The sequence below is a fragment of the Patescibacteria group bacterium genome (assembly GCA_041661625.1).
GTDB lineage: Bacteria > Patescibacteriota > Patescibacteriia > JAHIZJ01 > JAHIZJ01 > JBAZUB01.
In genome coordinates this window covers 501,474-526,477 of sequence record JBAZUB010000001.1, presented here as the reverse complement: position 1 = coordinate 526,477, position 25,004 = coordinate 501,474, and the positions used below count along the sequence as shown (strand labels likewise).

General features: G+C 51.1%; 24 protein-coding genes. 6 read left to right on the top strand and 18 right to left on the bottom strand.

Going from position 1 to position 25,004, the window contains the following annotated elements:
* Nucleotides 1–169 precede the first annotated feature (169 nt).
* The 3 genes from WC734_02600 to WC734_02590 all read left to right on the top strand — a co-directional run bounded on the left by WC734_02600 (nucleotide 170) and on the right by WC734_02590 (nucleotide 1,347).
* Nucleotides 170–364 carry a hypothetical protein gene (locus WC734_02600; protein ID MFA6198026.1) on the top strand — a complete coding sequence of 65 codons (195 nt, stop codon included), beginning with the start codon at nucleotides 170–172 and terminating at the stop codon, nucleotides 362–364.
* A 166-nt stretch (nucleotides 365–530) separates the two neighbouring features.
* Complete coding sequence (locus tag WC734_02595) at nucleotides 531–953, top strand: hypothetical protein (GenBank protein ID MFA6198025.1); 423 nt, start codon at nucleotides 531–533, stop codon at nucleotides 951–953.
* Between the two features lie 100 nt (nucleotides 954–1,053).
* The gene (locus tag WC734_02590) at nucleotides 1,054–1,347 is read left to right on the top strand and encodes a hypothetical protein (protein ID MFA6198024.1); all 294 of its coding nucleotides are present in this window, start codon (nucleotides 1,054–1,056) and stop codon (nucleotides 1,345–1,347) included.
* Between the two features lie 533 nt (nucleotides 1,348–1,880).
* On the opposite strand, the gene WC734_02585 is transcribed toward WC734_02590, so the two are convergent.
* The 6 genes from WC734_02585 to WC734_02560 form a co-directional block, all read right to left on the bottom strand.
* Complete coding sequence (locus WC734_02585) at nucleotides 1,881–2,444, bottom strand: hypothetical protein (protein ID MFA6198023.1); 564 nt, start codon at nucleotides 2,442–2,444, stop codon at nucleotides 1,881–1,883.
* Between the two features lie 243 nt (nucleotides 2,445–2,687).
* Nucleotides 2,688–3,098 carry a hypothetical protein gene (locus tag WC734_02580; protein MFA6198022.1) on the bottom strand — a complete coding sequence of 137 codons (411 nt, stop codon included), beginning with the start codon at nucleotides 3,096–3,098 and terminating at the stop codon, nucleotides 2,688–2,690.
* A gap of 151 nt (nucleotides 3,099–3,249) precedes the next feature.
* Nucleotides 3,250–4,473: an O-antigen ligase family protein gene (locus tag WC734_02575; GenBank protein ID MFA6198021.1), complete on the bottom strand. Its 1,224-nt coding sequence runs from the start codon at nucleotides 4,471–4,473 to the stop codon at nucleotides 3,250–3,252.
* Nucleotides 4,470–5,900 (bottom strand): O-antigen ligase family protein, encoded by a 1,431-nt coding sequence (locus WC734_02570; protein ID MFA6198020.1) that lies wholly within the window; start codon nucleotides 5,898–5,900, stop codon nucleotides 4,470–4,472. The genes WC734_02575 and WC734_02570 overlap by 4 nt, the downstream gene beginning before the upstream one ends.
* Nucleotides 5,897–7,030: a glycosyltransferase family 4 protein gene (locus tag WC734_02565; GenBank protein ID MFA6198019.1), complete on the bottom strand. Its 1,134-nt coding sequence runs from the start codon at nucleotides 7,028–7,030 to the stop codon at nucleotides 5,897–5,899. Before WC734_02565 ends, WC734_02570 begins: the two co-directional genes overlap by 4 nt.
* Nucleotides 7,027–8,448 carry a flippase gene (locus WC734_02560; protein ID MFA6198018.1) on the bottom strand — a complete coding sequence of 474 codons (1,422 nt, stop codon included), beginning with the start codon at nucleotides 8,446–8,448 and terminating at the stop codon, nucleotides 7,027–7,029. The genes WC734_02565 and WC734_02560 overlap by 4 nt, the downstream gene beginning before the upstream one ends.
* Nucleotides 8,449–8,679: 231 nt before the next feature.
* Between WC734_02560 and WC734_02555 the strand changes: the two genes are divergently transcribed.
* Both WC734_02555 and WC734_02550 read left to right on the top strand, forming a co-directional pair.
* Nucleotides 8,680–10,677, top strand: a complete 1,998-nt coding sequence (locus WC734_02555; protein ID MFA6198017.1) for a SpoIID/LytB domain-containing protein — start codon at nucleotides 8,680–8,682, stop codon at nucleotides 10,675–10,677.
* A 6-nt stretch (nucleotides 10,678–10,683) separates the two neighbouring features.
* Entirely contained in the window at nucleotides 10,684–10,992 is a 309-nt protein-coding gene (locus WC734_02550; GenBank protein ID MFA6198016.1) for a hypothetical protein, read from the top strand.
* Between the two features lie 827 nt (nucleotides 10,993–11,819).
* Here the strand turns inward: WC734_02550 and queA are convergent.
* Entirely contained in the window at nucleotides 11,820–12,851 is a 1,032-nt protein-coding gene (gene queA / locus WC734_02545) for a tRNA preQ1(34) S-adenosylmethionine ribosyltransferase-isomerase QueA (GenBank protein ID MFA6198015.1), read from the bottom strand.
* 88 nt (nucleotides 12,852–12,939) lie between these two features.
* Between queA and WC734_02540 the strand changes: the two genes are divergently transcribed.
* Complete coding sequence (locus tag WC734_02540) at nucleotides 12,940–14,637, top strand: DUF2207 domain-containing protein (GenBank protein ID MFA6198014.1); 1,698 nt, start codon at nucleotides 12,940–12,942, stop codon at nucleotides 14,635–14,637.
* Nucleotides 14,638–14,794: 157 nt separating this feature from the next.
* On the opposite strand, the gene WC734_02535 is transcribed toward WC734_02540, so the two are convergent.
* The 11 genes from WC734_02535 to WC734_02485 all read right to left on the bottom strand — a co-directional run bounded on the left by WC734_02535 (nucleotide 14,795) and on the right by WC734_02485 (nucleotide 24,928).
* Complete coding sequence (locus tag WC734_02535) at nucleotides 14,795–15,349, bottom strand: epoxyqueuosine reductase QueH (protein MFA6198013.1); 555 nt, start codon at nucleotides 15,347–15,349, stop codon at nucleotides 14,795–14,797.
* Nucleotides 15,350–15,424: 75 nt separating this feature from the next.
* Complete coding sequence (locus WC734_02530; protein MFA6198012.1) at nucleotides 15,425–16,021, bottom strand: hypothetical protein; 597 nt, start codon at nucleotides 16,019–16,021, stop codon at nucleotides 15,425–15,427.
* 337 nt (nucleotides 16,022–16,358) lie between these two features.
* Complete coding sequence (locus tag WC734_02525) at nucleotides 16,359–16,607, bottom strand: hypothetical protein (protein ID MFA6198011.1); 249 nt, start codon at nucleotides 16,605–16,607, stop codon at nucleotides 16,359–16,361.
* 170 nt (nucleotides 16,608–16,777) lie between these two features.
* Nucleotides 16,778–17,806, bottom strand: a complete 1,029-nt coding sequence (gene ruvB, locus WC734_02520; GenBank protein ID MFA6198010.1) for a Holliday junction branch migration DNA helicase RuvB — start codon at nucleotides 17,804–17,806, stop codon at nucleotides 16,778–16,780.
* Between the two features lie 310 nt (nucleotides 17,807–18,116).
* Nucleotides 18,117–20,144, bottom strand: coding sequence for a VanW family protein (locus WC734_02515; GenBank protein MFA6198009.1), 2,028 nt, complete (start codon nucleotides 20,142–20,144; stop codon nucleotides 18,117–18,119).
* Between the two features lie 10 nt (nucleotides 20,145–20,154).
* Complete coding sequence (locus WC734_02510) at nucleotides 20,155–20,388, bottom strand: hypothetical protein (protein ID MFA6198008.1); 234 nt, start codon at nucleotides 20,386–20,388, stop codon at nucleotides 20,155–20,157.
* A gap of 20 nt (nucleotides 20,389–20,408) precedes the next feature.
* Nucleotides 20,409–20,876, bottom strand: coding sequence for an Hsp20/alpha crystallin family protein (locus tag WC734_02505; protein ID MFA6198007.1), 468 nt, complete (start codon nucleotides 20,874–20,876; stop codon nucleotides 20,409–20,411).
* Nucleotides 20,877–20,998: 122 nt separating this feature from the next.
* Nucleotides 20,999–21,346, bottom strand: coding sequence for a hypothetical protein (locus WC734_02500; GenBank protein MFA6198006.1), 348 nt, complete (start codon nucleotides 21,344–21,346; stop codon nucleotides 20,999–21,001).
* 169 nt (nucleotides 21,347–21,515) lie between these two features.
* The gene (locus WC734_02495; GenBank protein ID MFA6198005.1) at nucleotides 21,516–23,096 is read right to left on the bottom strand and encodes a hypothetical protein; all 1,581 of its coding nucleotides are present in this window, start codon (nucleotides 23,094–23,096) and stop codon (nucleotides 21,516–21,518) included.
* A gap of 533 nt (nucleotides 23,097–23,629) precedes the next feature.
* Nucleotides 23,630–24,424: a hypothetical protein gene (locus tag WC734_02490; GenBank protein MFA6198004.1), complete on the bottom strand. Its 795-nt coding sequence runs from the start codon at nucleotides 24,422–24,424 to the stop codon at nucleotides 23,630–23,632.
* Nucleotides 24,425–24,574: 150 nt separating this feature from the next.
* Nucleotides 24,575–24,928, bottom strand: a complete 354-nt coding sequence (locus WC734_02485; protein MFA6198003.1) for a hypothetical protein — start codon at nucleotides 24,926–24,928, stop codon at nucleotides 24,575–24,577.
* Nucleotides 24,929–25,004 lie beyond the last annotated feature (76 nt).

Below are 25,004 nucleotides of genomic sequence, written 5' to 3'. Positions count from 1 at the left end.
TGTGATTTTGTCCAGGAGCAATATTTTATAGCACGGGTACAATAATAACTTTTAGTACCGGTGAATATTGACACCAAGTTGTTGTGGTATTAGGATGAACGCGTTCACATGTCATGATGTTTCTTGGGCCACCAACAGGAGGGGAGACTTGTACGGCAAGAGGCGCCCAATGGATGAGGGGGTTTACGTAGTTCTGGCGCTTGGCCAGAAGGGCGGTCGTGTATCGGCTACCAGACAAGAACTACAGCGAGCCAAGTCAAACTTCCAGGAAACGATTCGACGTTCCTGGGGTGAACCTGATGTGGACGTCGAGCAGGCATGGCAAGCGCTCATGGCCGACGACGCCAGACTCGGGCGTGAGTGACAAGCTGATTCACGAACCTTGGAACGCCAGCGCCGGTCGAGACCCATTCGTAACAGGATGGGTCGTTTCTTTTACTGCACGAAATCCGATTGACAATGAATCGATTATTGCAGTAAACTGCGACCGGATGAGCAACGGGGTATGTGGTATTAGGTTAGGAGGAGCCATGGATGTTTTGGCCAGGTTTGAGTGCAAGATCGGCCAGGTAACGATCCGGATACTGTTGCTGTCACCACCGCCGGGTCGGAAACTACCCGTCTGCTACTTCGCTGATGTGGGCAGCGACGGTCCGGGTGATGGAGTGTCATTCGCCACAGCGCGGTATCGGTTGGCACAACTCATGAGACTACGGCCCCATCGGATTACTTGGCGCCGACTGATGACCACCCGGCACACGCAACACCTTCGTCCCGGCGAATGGGGGCACTATCGTCTGGATCACCGCCGGTCGGGCTACCCGGCATCAGTCAGGTTGGCTGACTCTGTGCCGCCAGTCGTATTGACGGCGTTTGCTGACATCATCTATCCCGAACCCGCACACGCGCACCTGCCCGATCCGATGGGCGTGGACGCAGCGCTTCAGCAATGAGGCGTTTTATTTTACTTGTTTCTTGCCGACAGCCGTGTATACTGTATCTGGTTGGGCTCGGTGTTGGGAACCACCGGTGCCAAATCAGGAGGGAGCCAATATGGAAGTGACCGATGATCAGGTTGGCAGCTGGATGCCACTAGCCGGGCCTGGTTTGATGGCAACCGGTCATTCGTGCAGCGAGTGCGGATGTGTGGAGCGCGGCCTACCATTGCCCAGCCACTGCCCAAGCTGTAACGCCGCTATGACGATCCCGGCGGCAGCCGACGAAACCGCGGTTGGGCGACTAATGGGCGTTGTTCTGCCAAGCCTGTCCGTTACCGGACTCTTTCGCAGCGCTATCCGTCCGCCGGGCATGCGGCGCGACCCGCTGACGCGCCGTCCGGTCTGCTAAGGTTCGACACCAGATCGAACCTTTTCTATTTGTAATAAAAAAGGCCGGTCGCAGTGAAACTGGACCGGCGAAACGAGCATGAAACACCCGTGGCAGGTTGGCGATTATGCGCGGGTCTGGCTGTCCATGTGGACGGGGTTGAGCCGCCCGCTGGTCACCACCGGGGCGCCTCCGGCGTAGCCCGTGATGATACCCGCCACACCGTAATGGAAGTTGGGGTGTCGCGGTGGAACTTGGGGCGTGGCGCTGGTCGGGAAGGCCTCCATGTCGGAGGGCGCGGTTGGCGTAGCGTTGTCCGGTGTGGTCAAAGCGGGTCTCCTTTCCCGAAAATGGCGGTGGATCATTCGAGAATCATGAGCTTGGCTATTACAACACGAACATCAGACAAGCTAGAACCTATCGACGATACCCTAAATCTTGATCGATGTCAATGGTTGTTGTTAACGAAACGACAGTATTATTACAAAAAAAGTTCCATAGGCGAGCAAATGTTTGCTCGCCTACGTTTGTGTACGAAAAGAAAACCGGTCCAGCTAAACTGAAACCGGTGCGTCGAAGGCCACCTTCTGGGCGCCGATAAAGTGTCCGCTTAAATCGCGGTACACGATGACACCCTCACCGGGAGCCAGCGCCAGCGCGCTGCTGGGCACCACGTCTAGCAGCGCCAGGGTGATCGCCGGTTCATCGCTGACCGCGACCACGAATCGATTCGTTCCGCAAGCACCATCCAGAAAGGCTCTCAGTCGTCTAGCCTCCATCCCGATCGCTGATTCTTCACGGATGGCGCGATCTTCGTAGGCGTCCTGGAAGATGGCCGCGCGGGTCATGTCGGCTGCTACCCTGATCTGGAACCAGTCACCGGGCAGTTCCTTCAAGCTGTGGCAGACCGCCAGCTCGGGAGCAATCTCAATCTGCCCGGGTTGGAAGAGGTGGTAACAGGTCAGTATCATCGCCGGCGAGGGTCCCGCCCGATAGACCGGTTCACCGAACTGGTCGGTTGGTATAGCTGTGATTACGTTCTGCCAGACTACCCGATGGTCGAGGCATTGTTGCAGTCCCAAGGCCGTTAGCGTGCGAGATTTGGGTGGGCCGTCCATGAGGGTATGTCCTCGCCGAACGAGCACACACACTTGGCGAGTCTGGTCGGGAATCTGCGGTTTCATGTCAGTAATCCTCCCATTAAGTTGAAGCCGATATGTGACAGCGTGATCTGCCGGTGAGTGTCGAATGATCAATCAAGATACTTAATGGTGCAATATAGCACAGGTACGGCGGAAGTAAAGTGGCGCTGCCAGGTTACGATGTCATATATGCGAATCTAATATAAAGCGGTCCTTTGGCTAGGACCGCGCGGGGGGATTGGTGGTCAGGATGATGAGTGTGCCTGCGTAGTTAGTGCCGGTAGTATCGAAGGCACGCCAGTACCACTGCCCTTTTTCCTGCTTGTACCTCAGCCATCTCAGCTGCAGGCCGTTGATGTAAGGGACCGAGACGAAAATATCGATCTCTTTCACGGGTCGGAAGTCGATACCCCAGACGATGCCAGAGATCGAATTCCAACCGGCTGGCACCTGGTCATAGAAGAACGTGAAGTTCTGTCCTATGATGTTGTAGATGTTGTCGGGCAGGCCGGCCTGCTTGAGGAACAGCGCCTTGGCTTGATTGGCCGCGGCGATGCTGTTCTCGGACTGAGCGAACACCGTGCCTGCGAATAGAACCGACACCAGCAAGACAACTAGTGCGACTTTCATGGCTCGAGCCTCCTTCTTGGGTTGCGCAGATGACCGTTACGACCTTACAGCGATTGATTGCGAGTGTCAATAGGCCAACAAGTGGGTAATAAAAACACACATCGGTTATGAGGATGATGCGGCGCCAAATGATTTGCGTCTCGTTGTAATACTAGCTTCGTTCACTTCCCACCCAGAGCAACCCCACCAGCACCCAAAACTGAACGGCTAGATCGTTCTTGAAATATGGCGCCTCGACCAAGCCGTAGACAATCAGAGCGATGAGGGCGGTGATAATTCCCAGCGACAATACGGGCGACCGGCCGCGGCGGATATTTTGCCTGCCTTTATTGAACGCAGCGGCTAGTATACCGACAAATGCCAGTAATCCCAGCAAACCTATTTCCACCCAGAAGTTAAATAAAATATTATGCGGATAGAGCAACAGTTCAGTGTGTTTAATTTGCCGATACTGATCGTACAATTTTGGAAAACCAGCCAGGCCGGCACCGAGGATGGGATGAGCCTTGAGCAGATCCCAGGTACCCTGCCAGAGCACCACCCGAACATCGGTGGAGGTGTCTTTCACCGACACGACTGATTGAGCGGTGTGGCGGAGTTGGGGAATGATCAGCACGGCCGCGACAGTCAAACCAATTATTAACCAAACAATCTTTTTCCGGTGACTGGCTAAAGCCAGGAACAGCAGCGCCGCGCCGATACCAAGCCAAGCACCTCGGGTATTGGCAAAGAATATCGCGGCAAAACTAGCCAGGACAATCAGGCCGGATAGGAAATAATTCCACTTGTGATTCTTGGTGGCCAGAAAGGTTAAAAATAGTCCGATGATCGGAGCCAGGTACAAACCAACGGCATTGGGATAGTCGAAGATTGAAGCCATCCGCTTTGGCGTTTCGGATATCCATGGTTCGGAGCTGGCCATCCAGCCAAAATATTGCGCCAGAGCCACGCCTGCTACTCCAAGTGCGGATAGGCCAAACGCCCAGACCAGCCAACGGCGGTTAGCCGAACGCAAGGCGTTAACAATGACAATGTAAAACAATATTGGCTCGATGAAATATGCCCGCCACAAACCCAGTGCGGCACGGTGGTCGGATGAAACGAAGATAGCGATCGTGGCCGCGAGCATGAATACGACCAGTAGCCACTTGAGGGGCAGGCGGATCTGTCTCCAGCTGCCGTTGACCGCTACCACGCCCAGCCAAACCACAAAAACGATAATAATCATCCACTCCAGAAACGTAAACGGAATGCCGAAGATGGTAAAACGGATCAAATATGTTGGCAGCAATAAAACTATTAACGCGATGCTGTATTGCAATCGGAATAGGGCGATGAGGGCAAAGATGAACAGGCCGATAATGATGGGAATCATGGCCGTTTGGGTGACAGAATAAGATTCTGAACGGCGATCGCCAAACCAAAGGTGAACCAGATGTGCATGATATAAAGTACCGAAAAAGTTTGATATTGAGCGACGAAGGCGAGAATGGTGGCCAGCAAGCCAATCATGATGGCTCGAAGCCAGGGATCCTGCGCACGAACAATTGCCTTGATGGATCGGAAGACCAATACTATTAAAATAGCCGAGAATACAATTAAACCAAATACGCCCGTCTCGGCCAGCAGCTCCATAAATTCATTGTTGACAATTGCCCAGCCGTCTTTCGGCTCGACGTTTGAAATCGCCGCTGCGTAGGGTCCGTAGCCGCCGGGTCCGACACCGAACCAAGGGTGGTCCCGCCAGGCTTGTTGGGCGACCTCAAACGTTGCGAGGCGCTCGTTGTATGCCGGTCCGGACAGCGCATTGGTAACGTGCGACACGAACGTGCCTGTATTCAAATTGAAAATATCTCCCAGGCCGAGCAAACGCGGCACCAGAAACAAGATAATCAAAAATACTCCGATCACCGGCAGCAGAAATTTCCAGTTGAACACTTTGCGCAGGTACAAAATGCCAATGCAAACAAACGACACCGCGATACCCAGGTAACCGCCGCGCGAAACAGTTAAGACCAGATTCAAACCGCCGATCAACAGCAACCCAATCAACCACCACAGTCGAATTTTGCCGGCTCGGCTGACCAACAGCGTGAAAAGAAGCGACAGCGGCAATAACAAGAAGTTGGCAAAATACAACGGTTCAAGCGCGGTTGACTGAATACGCGGAAAACCGAATACGGCTTTTGTATATTGCTCACGCAAGCCGGTTAAAGTTGTCGGCAGGCCCATCATGTCTCCGGCAAACTGATACAATCCAAATATAGTAACGATGAAAGTCGTAATCAGAAGAGCATTGACAATCCGATTGGTCTTGGTGGGCGAGTCGACAATCTCGGGAATAACCAGGCTGAAAATCAGCGTGAAGCAGGTGACTAAAAATACCACCAGTGAACGTTGGAAATTCAACGCATTGGTCAGCGAAATGAGATTAACCAGCAGGAACAAGCCGATCAACCAGGCGATTGGATTGGGCCGGAAATGCTTGTGCCGGACGACGATTGTCCGAAGCACCCAGGCAGCGATTAAAGCTACGGCCAATAACTGGCTGATCCGGATGGTGCCAATCGAGAAGTCATATGAGCCAATTCTTTCGAACGGTAGAAAGAATGCCACGCCGAGTAGCAAGGCGAGTGGTGAACGTAAGCCCATTGCAAGCACAATCACCGCCAATAATCCGCCGATGATGAAGATTAGTGATTGTGTGCCGACAATCAATCCCAGAGCCACCGCAATCAAACCCAGCATAAGCAATCCGAGCCACCACCAGGAACGATTATGATGTGCCCGAAAAGGAATCATATTAGTGATTCAAATGTTTGATAAAACTGGCTCAACATCTGCTCCATGGAAAATTGTTGGGTGACCCATTCCCGGCCGGCGACCGCCAGCCGATGGGCGGCTTCCGGGTGCTGGTAGTAGTATAAGATGGCCTGGGCGAGCTCTTCCGAATCACCCGGCGTGACCAATAAGCCGGTTTGCATCTGTTTGACGATCTCCGAGGTGCCTTCGATTTCCGACGCCACGACCGGACGATCCAGTGCTAGTGCTTCGACCAATGTCCGGCCGAAAGATTCGCGTCCCACCGAGGGCAGGGCATAGACATCAAAATCACGAATCCAATCAATCGGCTGGCCCTGGTAGCCGACAAACTGGGTGTGCGCGTCCAATTCCAGATTCTTGGCCAGCCATTCCAGCCGCTTGCGTTCCGAGCCATCACCCACCACTACAATGCGCAGCTGCGGAATCAGCGGCAATATTTTCTGTGCGGCTAGAAGCAGATATTCGACGCCTTTTTCCTTTTCCAACCGGCACACCGTTCCGACAATGAAGCGATCGGCGGTGGGCGGACGATAGGGCGTCCGATTGTGTTCGAAGGTCTGAAAGTCAAACCCGTTGTAAATCACCTGGATGCGTTTAGCTGGTATGCCCATGGCAATCAGCTGTTGTTTCAGCGCCATCGAAATGACAATAATCGTGACCCAGCGGGCATTCCATTGGTAAAATATCTTCAGTGGATTGAGGCTGAGCCAGCGTTTGAACCCGACATGTTCCGCCCAGACGACCCGCATACCCAACAGCCGAGCCGGGATGACTGCTAGGATTTTTTCAGTCAGCGATAGGCAGTAGACCAAGCGCGTGCCAAAGCGAATGCGGTAATAAATCAGATTACCCACCAGCACTAGCCACATCGGTATGGCTAAAAATGGAAACAGGATCAGCGACCATTTGGCGACCGGTTCGGGCATGGCCCAAATGCGGCGGGCTGGCCAGTGGCGTTTTTTAAATTCGCCCAAGAGTACCGGGCAGGTCGCTACCAGCGTAAAGGAATAACCCAGCTTCGATAAACCCTCTACCAGAGCGAAGGTGTGCATTTCGCCGCCGCCTAATTGTGAAGCGTAGGGAAATTTGAATATCAAAACGTGTTTCATGAACGTAACCTGATGATTTCCTTAACCTCCTCTTTGGTAATGGCGCGGAAAGCCAAGAGTGATAAAACATAAACCGCCGTGCCGCCGACCAACAACAGGTACCAGGGCAGGTCGCGCGTTAACCAGATCGCGCTCATCATGATGAGCGTGGCAATGATGGCTTTGATGGCGAATTTGAAATTTAGGCCTTGCCGTGTGCGGCGGTATACCAAGGCAAAACTAATGGTAGTAATCAGAAACTCCGACAGCACGGTGACCCAAGCCGCTCCATAGTAGCCGTATTGCGGTATGAATAGAAAGTAGCCGGTCAGTGACACCACGGCCACAAAGACATAGCCCCAGATCATACGTTTTTGCAAATTGACCGCCACGATCGCATTGCCGAATAGAGTGCCCACAAATATTACGCCGGTTGCCAAAATTAAGATCCGCAGCACATTACCGGCCGCGTCAAAGCCGGCTCCGGTGACGAAACGCATTAGCGGTGTGGCTACAAATAATGTAGCACCGACGATCGGCAGGCCCAGCATCAGCAGGAAATCAAAAGCTCGTTGCTGTACCCGCCGGAACCGTTCCATATCGCGCATGGCGTAAGCGGCGGTTAGCACAGGCATGACCAGTCCGGCAAACATGGCCGGCAGAGTCACCATCACCTCCAGTACTTTGTAAGTAGCGCCGTAGACGCCCACATCGGCGGCGGAATGATAGAGGGAAAGAATCACCGTGTCAGCTTTGAAATATACCAGATTAAATGCCACCGATACGCCGATCGGCCATGAAGCCTGCAGGATATTCCGCCAGATAGGCCAATCGAAAGCCAGCTTCAGCTTTACGTATCGCCGGGTCATGATTAATAAGTAGAGAAAGTTGGCTACGCTGCCCAGAACGACCACGCCGAGCACGTTTAATAATGACAGCTTCAACGCAATCACCAGTAATATCCCACCCAGCAGGACGAAACGGCCGATGTTTTCGGCGATCGCCACATGATCCATGCGCAGGCGTTTTTGAAACAGGCCCGTCAGCACCTGATTAAGCGTAATGCAGAGATAGGAAATCGAGGTAATGGCAATGCCGATCTTAACAATCCCTGGGTAAGGAAAAAACAAAGCGATTAGCGGCGCCAGTCCCAGGAAGAATACCGCGCTTAACAATCGAATAGTAAACACGTTACTGGTCAGTCGGTCGACATCGGCGCCGGGCTCGGAGATTTTCTTGACGAAGATTATATAGAGTCCCAGGTCGAGTACAATGGAAAACACCTGAAGAAAAGCGATGACAGTAGAATAATGTCCGTACCCCTCAGCCCCCAGGTAGCGTGTGAGCATTCCGACAACCAAAATTCCGATACCGGTGGAGAGTATCTTGCTAATCAATTGAATCAGGGTATTGTGGGCGATGCGGCTGGTCAGTGACATTTGAAATATTCAAAAAATACGGGCTCATCATAACATTTATTCAACTAGCTGGCAAACGTTCTATATAGGTCGAACAATCTGATTGTTCAATCGATGTCGCTAACCACTTCAAAAGAAATCGATCGTCGATTCAACATTGACAAAATGCGAAAAAAATGATATCATTAATGAGTTAGAACTGAAATCGCAACCGATGCAGTTCTAATAAAACAAAAACAAAATCAAAAGACAGTGAATCAAAAACAAAACGACATTGCGAATATTTGTTTTTCTAAGGGTGTGCTCGATAATTCGAGAGGACCTTTTTTTGCGCGCCGAAACTGGGGCACGTCGACATTCGAGTCCATTGCGCGGATCGGATTGTTCTCGATGACAGTAGCAGTATCGGCTATACTTTTGAACATCGCCCAGCTGGCGCTCACTCCCGATGTCCAAGCCTGGCCGGTGATACAACTCAATCAAGTTACCGAGCGACTCAATCGGGGGTATTTCAGCGCGGCTTCAATTGCCACCACGACACAGCTAAGCCTGGCGGAACCTAGCCGGGTATTGGGTGTGGCCACATATCGGGCGCCGGCAACTACTTATCAGGCCGAACTAGTCAGTCAGAACGTTACCAAGCTGAACATTCAATCAGGTCGCGCGTATACATTGGAGGCAAAATTCAAAAATACCGGTACGGCCACCTGGGCGCGCACCGGCCAGAACTTTCTGGCTATGAACGTGGCCGAACCGGCTGGCCGAATCTCACCCTTCAAAGACGCCAGCTGGAAAGAATATGCCTATCGGCCCACCCGGCTTAAAGAAACTAAGGTTAAACCCGGTGAAATAGCCACTTTTCGTTTCGTCATTAAGGCGCCCAGTACGGGTGGGCAATATACCGAAAAGTTTGCGCTGGTCGCAGAAAATAAAACATGGTTGGCTGGCGGCCAGGTCATTTTTGCTATTACGGTTACGCCCCAGCCAAAGCCCTACCAGGCCAAGCTGATAGTCCAAAGCCACACTTCATTGTCGGTAGCGCCGGGCCAGGTATTTACCCTGATGGCCGATTTCAAGAATACCGGCCTGAAGGCGTGGAGCAATACCGGCCAGAATTTCATTGCGCTAAACGTAGCCAATCCGGCTGGCCGAGCCTCGGCATTCAAGCATGCCAGCTGGAGTGAGTATCCTTATCGGCCATCCCGACTGCAAAACAGCGTTTTACCAGTTGGCCAGATCGGGCGGGTGATATTAACTATGCAAGCGCCATTGCAACCCGGCGTATATACTGAAAGCTTTGCTCTGGTGGCTGAAAACCTGGCCTGGGTACGAGACGGTACGGTGACTTTCACCATCACTGTCACTCAGCCTGATCATACCGTACTAACCAACGAGCCGGACATTCGAGTTGGTCTTTACAGACCGGCCGGTTCGGTGCAGTTGACCATGGCCGAACCATTCAATGTTACTGATGGCAATGGGCAATTGCTTCTGCCAGCGGCGGCTAGTGAACCGATTACAGTTTCGTATCTGGCCGGTACATATACGGTTCAATCAGCGACCGTGACTCAAACTACCACCCAGCCGGTCAGCGTCACAGCCGCGGACGGTGATGGCGTAATTGAATTGCTCAACTATGATAATCGCCCGTCCTGGAATCTATCACTTAATGATAACAAGTTTCGTCACCAGATTGATATTCAGTACGCGGCCGCGACCCAGAAGCTCTGGGTAATTAATCAATTACCGATTGAGTCATACTTACGCGGCATCGCCGAAGCCGGGAATGACAATCCAGACGAATTCTTGAAGACGATGAGTATTGCTGAACGTACTTACGCGATGTACCACGTTCAGCGCCAGACTAAACACGCCGACGAACATTACACGGTGGATGCGGCCAACGATCAAGTGTATCGCGGGTATGGTTTTGAAATCAGGGCACCGCACGTCGCTCAGATGGTTGAGGCCACGGCCGGTCAGATAGTTACATATAACGGTGAGCTGGCGATCACGCCTTATTATTCACACAGTGATGGCCGGACGAGATCCTGGGAAGAGGTCTGGTCCGGCGGTCCGTACCCGTGGCTGGTATCGGTGCCCGACCCGGACTGTCAGGGCATGGAGCTGCTCGGTCATGGTGTCGGCATGAGCGCGCTGGGTGCGTTGTCGAGGGCCCGAGCCGGTGCGACAGCTGCGCAAATACTGGCCTATTATTACACCGGCACCAGTACGGCTAAATTATACTAAAACATTATGAACCTTTCGCCATTCAATCAGCCGGCACTGGCCAATTGGAACACAGATCAACTGGAGTTGTATTTGACCCAGCAGGGCTTTTTTCATGAGGAAATCAGTGTGCCATCGACCTACTCGGGACAGATGGATCAATTGGTCAACGTGGCTAAAGAATATTATCATAACAAAAAAGAACATCTGGGACACAACTCTGAAGAGTATTTGGATTTGATCAGTCGCGCGATCTTGCATCGGCCGGTGATCGAACTGGATGACCAGCAAAAACACGTGTTGAAGAATTTTATTGAGTTGCTGGGGCAAGCGTAAAAAGAAAAGTAACTGGCGGATTATTATGTCAAGCCAGTTTTTTATATATAATGACGGCATAGGATTACTCCGTTGCCGTCGTAGGCCGAGGCTCGTTTGATGATAGCGGGTCGTAGCTACCTACTCTCCTGTATCATCATCCGGGTCATCGGGCTGGGGATCGGGGGGCCAAGTATCTGGATCCGGATCGTGTAACATGCGCCCTCCAGTTTTGTGCCATTTCGCGTCCCACGGAATATGGGACGGTGCGACACACAATTATTGTATAACGAAAAAAGAAAGATCGCCACTTTCAAAGACTATTGCTTATTAGTGAAGCTATTACACTTCGTTGGCCGGAGATATTTATTTCCTCAATTGCCAGCTTGTATTAGTAATATCGTAGAACATTGACAGATAGACCTCTCGGCGTATAATGTGGATGTTCACGGAGGGGGCATTATATGAAACCCTCGGTCTGCTAGTGGCTCGAGACAAGGAAAGGAGCTTCGGATGTTTACGCTCAAACTCCCGGTTTCTGCCGACACAACCAAGGTGCGCATACGGCCACCGAACCACGACGGAGTTCTCTCAGCCGGCCCGCTGTTTGTGAACCTGGCTCAGTTGGGCCAACCGCAGGCTTTCACGGAGACTCAGGGCGGACCGTGCGCGGTCACTGTCCTTGGGGTTGGCAAGCGGCGGTATGGGCGCCGAATGGTTTCGCTCGAAATCGACGGCGCGACTGCGACCGTGGAATCGACCATCGTCTGCAAGAAGGTTGCCCCAAAGGCTCCGACATCGGACAAAGAGAACTAAGACCGTCCAGCACAGCCTGGCGGCCTTTCTATTTATACAATCAACATCGCGTCCCCAAACGAATAAAAGCGATATTTCTTTTGGATCGCCGCTTGATACGCCTTGAGTATCATTGGACGTGTGGCGAAAGCGGACACCAGCATCAACAACGTTGACTGAGGTACGTGGAAGTTGGTAATCATAGTGTCGACAAGCTTAAACTTGTATCCGGGGAAAATAAAAGTATTAATCCAGCGCTGGCTATGTATGGGGCGAGCGGGTAAGGTTTCGAGTGTACGAACCACGGTCGTGCCGACTGCGACGATGCGTCGGCGTTCTTGTTTCGCTTTCAGCAGTCGTTGATGGGTGGCTTTATCGACTTCCACAAACTCCGGGTGCATTTTGTGTTGTTCAATCAAATTTGTTTTTACCGGCGCGAAAGTGCCGTAGCCCACGTGCAATGTGACATATTCAATTTGTACGCCCTTACGTCTCAAATCAAGCAATAGTTTCTTAGTAAAGTGAAAGCCGGCGGTCGGCGCGGCCACGGAGCCGGTTTTATCCGCGAATACGGTTTGATATTCTTTTAGGTTTGATCGGGTTTTTATGTACGGCGGTGTGGGCGCCTGGCCAAATTTATTGATGGCGTTTTGAAGTGCCGCGCCCGACTTATTGAAACGTACCTGCCAAGTGCCATCGGGGAGGCGTTTGGTTATCACACCACGCAGGCGACCCAGGCCTCTCGCGAGAGGCTGGGCGCCCACGGAAAACAATAGGCCGGCATTATGGTTCTTCCCGCCCAACAAACACGACCAGGTGTTTTTGTTTATTGGCCTCAATAAAAATATCTCAATCTTACCGCTGGTCGGCTTGTGGCCGATTAACCGGGCCGGAAATACTTTGGAATTATTCAACACCAACACATCGCCCGCTTTTAAATATTCCACAACATTATAAAAATGCCGATGCTCGAATTTTTTAGTTTTGCGATTGAGCACCAATAAACGAGAATGGTCGCGCGGTCGAACTGGCCGCTGGGCAATCAGCTCTTTTGGTAAATGGTAGTTGAAAAGTGAAAGCCTCATGGAATAGTTTTTACTGCTGTATCATACGTGGTTTAGCACAATATGAAAAGCCCTTGTCAGCCGTTAAATATCAGATATACTATAAGTGATGAAAAATAACTTGATTAATAAATACTATTGGATCGGGCTGCTCGCTGGACTGGCGATAATTTGCCCAATTTTTGCGGCTCACGCTGAAAACGTAGATAGCTTTTCATCCGATATACAGATTGAAACATCCGGACAACTGCACGTCACCGAAACCATTAAGTACAATTTTGGCAGTATCGAACGGCACGGCATTTACCGAGATGTGCCGTATTCTTACCGTTCCACGGCCGGTACAAAATACGTCGCGGCCGTCAAAGTCTTGTCAGTGGCCGATGAAAATGGAATCGCGTATGACTACGATTTAAGCCGTTCCGGTGGGTACGTCGATATCAAGATCGGTGATCCGGACATATTGATTACCGGAGTGCATACCTACATAATCGAATATACTGTCGATAACGCGATTAAATGGTTTGATGGCGAGCCGGAAGTGTATTGGAATGTTACAGGCAATAACTGGCAGGTTGATATGATCGAAGTCTCTGCTCGAATTCACAGCGATATATTGATCAGTGGCCAAAAAGTTCGCTGCTATACCGGAGCGATTGGTTCGGCGGACTCGAATTGCACGATTACACCGTTCAGTGGTGTCAGCGGTGTTAATGTGGCCGCTACCGGCGCGATACTTAGTGGCGAAGACTTAACGGTGGCACTGCGCTTGCCGGCCGGATCAATTGCCGAGCCAACGCAATTCGAACGAATTATGAAATTCGTGGGGGATAATTGGCCCGTAGTCTTGCCATTTATCATGCTGGCTATTCTGATAGCTTTATATCGCCGACACGGGAAAGACCCACGGGGACGCGGCACCATTATTCCCGAATACGAGCCGCCCAAAGACATGTCACCCGGCCTGTTGGGTTATCTGATTGACGAAAGCATTGACGCCCGGGATATTACTGCTACCATCTTAAATCTGGCCGTAAAGGGATATTTAAAGATTCAATACGAAGGAAAAGGCGACGCTTATCGTCTGCTCAAGCGGAAGGAAGCTGGTGCGGATTTAACCGAATTTGAACGGGAGCTTTTTATTGGGTTGTTCAGCACGGGTAATGATGTGACCTTGTCAGATTTAAAGACTACTTTCCCAAGAAAACTAGCCGGTATTAAAGAGAAATTAAAAAATGAAGCTGAGGCAAAGGGCTTCATTGACAAGCATTCCAATAAAATTAGGAATTTGATTACGGTCTTGGGCGGTATTCTGTTTTTCGTGGGGTTGTTCTCGTTCGGCTACAGTACTGTCTTGGCCGTCGCTCTATTGATCAGCGGCGGGTTGTGCATGGCTTTCTATCCAGCGCTGGCTCGTCGCACCCAAAGCGGTGTGTTGGCCAAAGAACAGATTCAAGGTTTCAAGCAGTTTTTGACAGTCACCGAAGAGCAGCGGTTAAAGTTCCATAACGCACCGGCCAGGAAACCGGAACAATTCATGGCCTATTTGCCTTTTGCCGTGGCGTTGAGCGTGGAGCGCGATTGGGCCAAACAATTTGAAGGCATCACTATCGAGCAACCCGATTGGTATACGGGGAATTCTTGGAGTACATTTAACGCCGTTATTTTTGCCACCAGCTTACATGATTTTTCCCGCGCTACTCAATCGCAGGCATTCACGGCGCCGGCGCCCAAGAGTTCGGGTTTTTCCGGGGGCGGCGGGTTTTCCGGCGGCGGGTTTGGCGGCGGCGGCGGCGGAAGCTGGTAGGATGAGGCCAATTTAGAATTTAGAATTGAGAATGTAGAAATATAGCTTCCGAAATATAAATTATTTGGATGGTTTGTAACAACTTAATTATCACAAAACACAGCGCATATTTTCTAATGTGCGCTGGTTGGTGTATATGGAAACGGTTAGGCTAAAATTACGTCGTCGACTTTTTCTCGCTTGCGGGTTTGGAAAACACACAGCCACAGTAATTCTGTCGATAAAACTTGTATTGTTTCGATAGCTCAACCGCTCGGTGCGCACCGTCATTCTTCTTGAAATCAGCCTCGTAATACTTCACGCCGGTTTCTTGGGCAATTTGTTCCCCAATTGCGTTAACCCGATCAGCTTTTTTATACGGACTGGTAGTTAAGCCCGTTCCAAACATTTCGAAACCCAGTTCCTTGGCTTTGATCGCAGTGGCGCGGAGGCGCAGTTCGAAGCATTTATCGCACCGGTGGCCGCGCTCGGGTTCGTCTTCCAATCCTTTGATGGCCTCTAGCCACTTCTCAATATCATAATTCCCTTCGATCAGTTCCAGTCCAAGTCGGTCGGCGTGCTTTTTTAGCTCGTTCAAACGTTTTTGATATTCTTCCGCCGGTTGAATGTTGGGATTGTAATAAAATAACCCCAGCGTGTGTTCGCCGGACAATATTTCAATCGGATAGGCCACGCAGGGCGCGCAACAAGCTTGAAGAAGGAGTTTGGGCATAGAGTTACTATACGAAATGACGCGGGATAAATCAATAAGAAAGCCGCCCATCATGAGGAGGAGCGGCATGCGATACTAGGACTTCTTGCGCTTCAGAACCAGGCAGGGCTCACCCGTCCCGCAGCTGCTGTTGAGGAATCCGCTACCACTGTCATAGTCGATGATTCCCGCCCAGTACAGCGAGGTATTGAAGACCCTAACCTGACAGACCTCAGACTTCCCGGTCTCCTGATCATGGGTGACTAGACGGATCCCGTTAGCGTGGCGATCGTTGTACGCCCGGCTCACAGTCGTAAGCCGTTCACCGGATTGCCGGTTGATCCAGAGGATCCGGCAGTTCCGGATGAACAGCCACACCCGCCGGATCCGTAGCTTCAGACCGAACCCGGTACTGCTGAGACATGGGGTTGTGGCAGCGAAGACGTAGAGACCGGCGCACCAGGCGTAGCCCGCGACGAGCGCTCCGTTGGGGCCGCGACCGCGCGAGTACATAGCGGCGATGCTAGCCACTCGGTTCGAGTGATCGTGCTGAACCAGCCTGACGAGCTCGGTATTCCGAACCGGCAGCCAGCTTGCGAGGACGAGACGTTCACCGGGCCGGCGGTGGATCCAGAGGATCCAGCAGTCTTGGACGAACCTGACGACACTGCGAACGATAGACCTGAGCTTCATCTGAACCTCCTGGGATGCTGACGTGTTGGGTCATGCACCTCCAGGATGGATACGCGGCTCAGTCTGACTCAGCTGAAGGTGCGACTGGTAGTTGTACCAACGTTACCGATACTTCCAGCGCATAGAGCCACCTCCGTTTTTGTCCCAAGTGACCACATATACGGCCGGAGTGTATATCAAAATTCAGCATTTGTCAAGCCGCCACGTAAAATCCGGTTTGAGCAAGCAAACTCGATAACTTGATAGATATTTCTAATACAACAATGCGTCGAAATGTTTAAACATGTCTACGTGATCCGGAAAAAGAAAAGCCGGCGAGCGTTTACTCGCTGGCGTGTTAACTCGAGGTACGGATCAGCTTGGGCGCTCGTACGCGGTAGGTGCCGAATTGGCATTCAAGGACTCCTAGCTCTCTCCAAAAATGCCGGAGAAGGCCACCAACGCCATTGATTGAACCAATGTCGGTATCGCCACCTTCGTTAAACGCCGTCCATAGTTCCGGGGCTGTGAATCCCCCCTTCTCGTCTGTCAGCTTGCCCATCAAGACAATGAGTCGGACCCGATTGTTGGTCTCCTGGGATGTCATGCAGTCGATCCCTCCTCTAGTTCCAAGTCGGCAGAGGCGTATCTCCAGTATGTCCCATTCGTTACGCAGATGTCAATGCATGACAGCTTTTGAAACAGGTTACTAATCAAAAAACGCGTAGATATGTTTAAACTTGTCTACGGTAGTTAGCACTAACAACGTTATAAAGACTAAATCAATTTATCCTGCAAATTGGCCGGCACCTGACGACCCAAATGTTCGTAGGCTTGAGCGGTAACGACGCGACCGCGCGGAGTACGGGCCAGGAAGCCGGTTTGTAGCAAGAAGGGTTCATACACTTCGGTGATGGTGTCCATTTCTTCGGAGGTTGATGCGGCAATGGTGTTCAGACCAACCGGACCACCGTTGAATTTGTCGATGATGGTTTCCAGGATCAAGCGGTCGGTTTTGTCCAAGCCGAATTTGTCGACTTCCAGCATCTCCAGCGCTTTCAGTGCCGCCTCGACGGTAATTCGTCCGTTATGTTTCATCTGGGCGTAGTCGCGGGCGCGCTTAAGCAGCCGATTGGCGATGCGCGGCGTCTTCCGGCTGCGGCGGGCGATCTCCTGGGCGGCGGATTCTTCCAGTTCGATGTTGAGTATCTTGGCGGAACGATGAATGATCTTCTCGATGTCCTGATCCGAGTAATAATCCAGCCGAAAAGTATTGCCAAAACGGTCGCGCAATGGCGAAGACAGCTTGCTGACCATAGTGGTGGCGCCAATCAAGGTAATCTTTGGCAAATCAAGCCGCATCGTCCGAGCACTCAATCCTTTGCCTAAAACGATGTCAAGCACATACTCCTCCATTGCCGGATAGAGTGTTTCTTCGACCGTACGATTGAGGCGATGGATCTCATCAATGAATAAAATATCGTGATCTTCCAAATTGGTCAGTATCGAACCCAGATCGCCGGCGCGTTCAATGGCCGGACCGGACGTGACTCGAATATTGACCCCCATCTCGCGGGCAATAATATGCGCCAACGTCGTTTTGCCTAAACCGGGGCTGCCGTACAACAATACATGCTCCAGTGGTTCGTGCCGTTTCTTGGCGGCCGACATGAAGATCTGTAAATTTTCCTTAATGGCGTCCTGTCCGACATATTCCCGCAGGGAGCGCGGGCGTAATGTAGCGTCAAATTTCTCTTCTTCGGGTTTGACGGCGGCGCTAATCAGTCGGTCTTCTTCGGTGGTCATGCTCGGTCGGTAGGCTTATGGGTTTAGGGGCGGTAGCGGCAAAAAGTGCAATAAAAACCGCTATTCAGTGTACCATCGGCGGGCACCACTTGACAAGGTAAGCGGCCTGTGATAAGATACTCCATTCGGTAAAAAAAGCCGATGTCAACAAAACTAAAGCAGCCGAACGAATACCTGCAGTCACGAAAAGCATGGGGCTTTTTCTGAGGTTAGAACAGGTTTATCCCTTTTCTATCTCCTTAGAAAAATTCTCTTGACTGCAGATATACGCGCGGCTGTTTTTGGTATAGAGCTTCGGCACCTTCAACTGTTAAGGAGCGTTAATGTTGCTATTGACTACTGGTGCGGTCGAATTGGCGTTAGTGTTTACAGCCGGTGTCGAAACATTCGCGTTCACATTCGATGGCGCGGCGTTGGTATTAGTATTCACTGAACTGTTTGTGCTCACATTCGCGTTGCTATTGCTATTAGCATTTGAGTTTGAATTGGTGGGGGCGGCCGGAGGCGTTTCAGTGGGAGCACTGGCTGCTTTGCCGACCAAGCAAACAGCCGGCCAAACCTTATAATGAGATTTAAACAATACGTTCTCGGTGCGTCCATCGGAATATTTTACCGTGTAGGTAAATTCCGCGTCCGAACCATTGTGGGCTTTTTCGGTGCAGTTCTTCTCACCTGGCTTCAGGTCTTCGGTTTCAATGATCTTGGTCGGTCCGGGTTTGACGACGTTTGATATCACCGGGTCGGTGGCACTGACCGTCCGTCCGTCTTTGGTGCCATAGATATCGAATATTAGTTCAGTACCTTCGATTCGAGTTTGGATCAACAAACTGCTGGCATAGTCATTTTTAAATTTGAAATCTGGTTTTGGATCGTAAATAGTGGCGTCCATGCCTACTGGCGGCTCGTAGTACGAAACCCGATACGAATGATTCTGCCGTTCTAACACCGGAAGGCCGGCATTGAGCACCGCTCGGAAAAAGGTCGTTCCGATCTGGCACAGGCCGCCGCCATACTCGGGCGTGGTCTTGTTTCCTTTGATCACCAGCTCCGGCAGGTAGTCGTTCGAAGCGTCGATGGGCACCAATGCTTTGATAACGGAAAAATCCTCACCCGGTTTTATTACCAAGCCGTTGAGCGCCTTAGCGCCAACCGTGATGTTGTGTACCCGGTTCTTGGGGCTGCCCTTAAAATTGGTCCGGCCGGTGCCGACCAGCTCTTTTATGCCAAGCGCATTGATATTGTCCGACTCACTAAGCGGCTGAATCACATCGACCGTTAATGCCGCCTCGGTTTTATAATTCAACAAGAATTGCTCCCGCAGCGTCAGGAGCGATGCGGTGACATTTATTTCCGCACCGGCCTGGTTAGCCTGAAAAGCGGTTACGCGGCCATTCTCCACCTGGAACCGGCCTTCTTTAACCGGCTGGTTCAATACTGCCCCCGGTACTGCGTCGAAGTATTCGGTCACGGCAGCGGCATCAAAGTCAGCCTGCACCGATCCCATCTGGTCACGGCTAAAAGTAAACCACTTGGCGGCCTCGGCCGCGTCCACCGCCCACTTTTTGTCTTGGTAGGTGAGGGTCCAGGGCAGACGTTTCATCGCCTGGGTAATTTGGGTAACGGCGTCGGCGGTTTCGTTGGTTCTAATATCGGGCTCATCTTGGACTAATTGCAAAGTAACCGGCTGGATCGTCAACCGCTCAAAATTGACGATTGTTTGGTCAATGGCGATGTCATAATCAAGCGCCTGGCCGGATGTTTCATCTTGTACGGTGACGATGCCGGCTGGTTTAACTTTGGGTGCGGCATTGTGGGCCGGCTTGTCATAGCTATCAAAATTATCCTGCAAAGTCTGGCGAAAGAGCGCGCGATCCACGGTATAGATCGGTTTGACTGTAATTCGGACAATTGCGCCCCGCAGAATATCGCCCAGGTCGCGCCACCAGTGGCCGGTGTGGCCATAGGCGTATACCGCCGCCGCCGTCCGGACAGTATCGAAATCCAAAATCTGCTGAGTTACATCGCCGGTGCCGCTGGAAATCAGGGTGGGCGTAATGGCCACCGTCTTTTTTTGATACGCAAAACCGAAGCCGCCATCCTCCAGCCGGCTGTCATACGATTCAAGGTATTGCGTGAGTTTTTCCCGATTCCAGCCGGTAGCGGCCGTCTGTCCGACGCTGATTCCCGGAATAATCGTGTTCGCGTAAGCTTTCCTTAGTATCAGTAATGCTGCAATCGCTACCAACAAAACGCTCACCACAGCCATTAAGCTGATGATCCGCCAGCGTCGGTTGAATTTTTGACGGGCGGGTTTATGGCTGGTGGCGGGCTTCGGCATGGTCGCGCGATTACTTAGAATCTTGGCCTCTTAGAATTTCATTTAGAATAGCCTTGGCCAGTACTTCGCGATCCATGTTTTCCAGTTCGGGTGAGGTGACAATAACTCTGACGGTGTCACCGACTTTGATGGATTGGGGAAGACGATCGACCGGCCAACGCAAAATCTGACCATTCAGCCGGATCTCCGCTTGATCTTGGTCAATCTTATCAACAAACCCTTCTTGTGATACCGGGTGGTCCATGCTTTTGGGCGACAATCCGATTAATCCTGGTCTTCCACTTCCACCACGCGAACCTTAGACTTACCGGACTTGGGTAGAACGATCGTTAGTATGCCATTTTTCAAGCTGGCTTTAATGCGGTCTTCTTTAACATCAACGGGCAGAATGATTGATCGGGAAAACCCGCCCCAGTGGCATTCCTTATAAATATAATCTTCTTCGTTAATTACCTCTTCTTGGCGTCGCACGCCCCGGATGGTAACCAAATCGTGATTGATGGATATGTCCAAATCTTCCGGCTGGACACCGCCAATGGTCGACTTTATGATTATTTCTTTAGGCGTCTGATAAACGTCTACCGCCAATTGCCCAGTGTAATCGTAGTTGTCTACCAAACTCTCGCCCATCGGCTCAACGGGCGCATTGGCTATGGGCGTGGCGGATGCTTCGGCTGATTCCGCTTCGACGTCCAGGTCTTTGAATTGAGTGGCGAATTTTTGACTTTCCATAAACATTACTCTTTGTTATGTTCACGCCTACTATCGACTGAAATTATACAATATACATCAAAGATGCGCAAACACTCCCAGCGGCATAGTTACCGCTCGGACCGGCGTATTCCGTCATATATTTACGAGGCAATGCCTAGAATGCTTTTCAATACTGATATCACCACCAGTAGCAGGAAGAAAATTAATATCCGGTTGGTTGATTGAACAAACATGCTTTTTGACCATTCGGAATATTCCTCATTAGTTCCGGCAGTGCCCCATCTGAAACCAAAAAGAATCGCTCGCATAGCAAAATAACTTATTATCGCCCAAACGACAAAGTAAATGGCGCTAACCACGAAATGAGCCCAGTCAACGTCGGGCAATGTTATCGATGGGAATGGAACCGAACTTGACTGGCTATCGACCGGCAAAATTGCCAGAAAATTGATGAAAAACACGAGCAGCGACACGTCAATGATTAACAAAAGGGCCGAATATTGGCCATTTCATAAAAGAATATAACACACCGCTGGATTTTTGAACAGGGTCGCCATAACCGCGTGGCGTCTTTTATGTTGGAATATAATATTAGCCAAAAAAATACCCAAACACAGCCATCAACGTACTTGATGGTACAAAAAACTTTTCGGGTGATTACAATTCTTCCTTTTTCTCCCGGACAAACTTAGTCAACTCTTCGAAAATGTGAACAAAGCTCTTGTAGGGCGTCTCGAAGACAAAGTCAAAGAAGAAAACGATCACGTTGATCTTGGGCGATTTTTGGCTGATCCAACGGCCAGCCCTGACGACCGGCATGGAAAAGAGATCAATTAAAAAGCCCAGAGTAGTTTCATTTTTCCGCACTACAATGTATTCTTTAGAGTCTTCCCGCAGCTTGATGCCAAAGAAGCTAACCAGAGTCAGGAACAGAATAAACAGGGATATGCTTAAGGGGTTGAATCCAAACCGATCCAGCAGGTAGATGATAAATCCAAATACGGTAATAAATATGGCTACGTATACCACGTTGAAAATAGCTGTTAGCACCGGACGTCGGCGTACTACCCGACGGATCAGTACCTGGCTGGCATTTCCCTGGGTCAGCAGTGTCTGGATACCCTTGAGCACCTGGAGAGTGTTTTCCTTGGCGGGTATGCGGACCGTCAGCGCGGCCATGAACAGAAGAAACGGGTGAAAAACGATGTTTATGCCGAGCGGAATGTATTGGATGGCGCTGCCCAGATAGAGATCATATGGGATTTCTAGTATCAGGGCCAGCAGCATCTTGGTAATAAAGATGTAAATGATGGCTCGCACCGCGCTGCGTCCCAATTTATCTTTGGCTTGCTTGTAGCGTAAAGTGCAGGCATCAATGATTTCCTGCTCGATGACGGCCGGTTGATTTAGCCGCTGAATGAAAGTGGCCGGGTCTTTTTCGATGATATCCTTCGTGACATGATAGTAGATGGTGTACTTCTTCAAATACCGAAAAAGATTGTCCCCGATTTTATGATCGACATGCGCATCAACTTTACCCTTGATGCTTTTAATATTCGCGGCCACCGACTCAACCATAGCCCGATCCGCCTTGTACCAGCCGTCATTGTAATATCGGAACAGATGGTAGCGCAGAATCGATGGATCAGAACGGAGCAGGGCGCGATGTACCGCTAAATATACCTGAATGTTTTTTTCTTGAACTGGAATTTTTTGATCCACCGTAATGTGCTCGGCGACGGTCGCGTACATATATTCAGCCAGCGCCTGGGCTTTTTCCGGTGAAATCAGACAGTGATCGATTTCCACTGCGGCAATGCCAAGCAGCCAGCGATAAGCTTGAGCGCGCTCCTTGCCCTGCAGATACAGCGGCAGCCGGTTGAATAAATAAAAATACTTATTGAGAATATTGGCTACCTGGCTGACCTTATGCTCCGGTATCATGTTGTCCGGCAGGTAGCGACCGCGAATCAACTCAGAAAGCAATTCCGGCGCCAGTTCCGATGGCTTGACCCGCCCGATCAGACGGCGTTTAAGTGTACGCTCAATGGCATTTTTTCGTATCAAGTGCACTTCCTGATACTCCAAAGCATTGCGCATGCGCTCATACACAAAAGCCATTCGGCTGGCCATCGCGCTGACTTGAATCTGCGCCTCGCCGGCGGACGCGGCGAAGTCTAAGTCGGGCTGTTGGTAGGCTTGGATCAGTTTTTGGAGTGGGTTGAGCGGAAGCGACATAGTTGAGATTGGAGTGGGTGTTGTGGCAATGGGTAGTTATACCAATACGCCACCTGTCTGTCAATTATACACAATACCGTAAGATTCGGCCACTTGGTAAACAAAAAACCACCCAGCTGTTATCGGGTGTATTGTGTTATAACTGGACAAAATAGCCCTGGGAGACAAGGGAGAGGATCGGCCTTTCCCTTGGTTTGGGGTAGATCAAGGAGAATTCCTTCTGCAATGTGCGCTACCCACCCGGATGATAATAACGGACACAGCGACAAGAATCGCACCCTGTAACAGCAGGAAAAACTTAAACGCTGGGTGCATTGACGTATCGCCAACTGACACAATACCGACGAGCATCAAGATAATAATACTCACAGAAGCGATGATGGAAGCACAGATCAGAACCTTCAGTCCTTTGTACATTGTGACCCCCCTTATACGCAGACCCCCCAAGACCATTTTTCTGTCAAAGAACAGGATATGAGATCTTATCTCTGAAGATACCTTGTGTCAAGAAGACGTAATATGTCCGATGGTTGCTAGTTAATTGTTGGCGCCATCACGGTCAGTTTACCCGATCCGAGCGGATCATAGCCCGAGGTGACCTCGGTTCCATCCATAAATCCATCCGCGTCACTATCGGGATCAATCGGGCTGGTCAGCCAAATGTTGAATTCTTGCGCGTCGGACAGTCCATCGTTGTCGGTATCTTTTAGCGTGGGATCACTGCCGGCGACGCGCTCCCAGACATCGGGCAATCCGTCACCGTCAGTGTCGCTAAATTTTTCACCCGCTTGGGATAACATCTGGGCGTTGAATTGTTTGGCGCTGGAAAGCATTTCTTCCCCTTTGGCAAAAGCCTGGCGGGCATCCAATAGTAGATTTGTTTCTCCCAGATTAGGATTGGTCCAGCGATTGACCAGATCAAAATAGCCATCCACCGCGATGATAGTTTCCTCGATCGAACGTTCCAGCGCCGCTTGGGATCCTTTGGCGGCATCGGGCGCGGTCCAGGCGTTTGACTGATCGCGGATACTTAGCAGCTCGGTTCGGGCGTCGATCAGCTGCCGTAACGTTGCGCCGAAATCGGCGGGCGCGTTACGATCCGTAATCACCGGCTTCAACCGGGCCTGAATCTGGGCCACCGCCTGAAGCGAGGGCGTTTGGGTAATCAAATAGGTCGTGGCCGTTTCGATGGCGTTGGTTTGGGCTCCTTTGACAGACGAATTGGATTTTATTTGCCGGCCGGGCAGTAAGAAATATGTCCCTATCCCCAGGCCGATGACAAACACCGCGCTGACGAGTGAGATGGAAACCGTGGTTTTTCGATCCATATGGTTTACGAAATGTTTAATATGGTTAGAATATACCACTAATTATCAATAATACAAAGCGGCTCATGCCAGTAATTTAAATAAAGAGGCCCGTGGGAACAGGCCTGTAAGTTAACTGCGTGTCTCCTAGGACCCGCGCTCTGGTTCGGTTCAGCCCTCCACCGGGGCGACCGCCTTCACGACATACACCGGCGTTCCGATCCCCATCCCTCGATTGCCGGTCTTGATGCCAAACGAACCCGGTCCGACGGCTTCCAGAACCGTCGTACCATTCAGTTGGATCGAGGTAACGTTGACCGAGATCACGGGTCGGCGCCGGGTGCAAGGTCGTTCCCGCGTACCAAACTGAAGTTCGTAACCATTTCCCACCCGACCACCATTGATCAGTCCCACGATGGCCACCCGTTTGCTGCTGCAAAACTGAGTGACTTCTCCCACAAGGTTGGGGGTTGAGCCTGCCGTTGCTACTCCCTGAATCCCGTTGGCCGTTGCCTGGTCGGACACGATACATTCCTCCCATTTGTTCGTAGCCGCCTTTTACCAAAGCCGCATGGCAAAAGCATATTAGATTATTGCAAAA